This is a genomic window from Brucella sp. NBRC 12950 (assembly GCF_030268145.1).
Classification (GTDB): domain Bacteria; phylum Pseudomonadota; class Alphaproteobacteria; order Rhizobiales; family Rhizobiaceae; genus Brucella.
Genome location: NZ_BSQC01000066.1, coordinates 1 through 342, shown reverse-complemented (window position 1 = coordinate 342; position 342 = coordinate 1). Strand labels below are relative to the sequence as shown.

Here is a 342-nt window from a genome sequence, read left to right as displayed (position 1 = left end):
GCTGTTGTTACTGTATCCGAAACCAACCTAATTTGCGGAGAACAACGTGGCAAAGCAGGCATTCATTATAGGGGGAACCGGACAGATTGGCCGTGCGATTGGCCTGAAGCTCCTGGAGGAAGGCTGGGCGGTCACCTTTGCGAGTCGAGGTGGATATATTCCCGATGTCGCTTTAGGCCGCAATGCCAAGGCAATCGTTTTAGACCGAGATCAACCCGGTGCCTTGTCGCAGGCCATTGGCCAAGGTGCGGATGCCGTAATCGATACCGTGGCATACGACGAGACCCACGCAAACCAACTGCTCGACATTGAGGCGTCGGTTGGGCAATTCGTGGTGATCTC

The 342-nt window shown here is 55.0% G+C and carries 1 protein-coding gene; it reads left to right on the top strand.

Annotated elements, in window-relative coordinates:
- Nucleotides 1-46 precede the first annotated feature (46 nt).
- A partial coding sequence (locus tag QSJ70_RS27475; protein WP_285541386.1) for an NAD-dependent epimerase/dehydratase family protein occupies nucleotides 47-342 on the top strand: 296 nt, incomplete at its 3' end.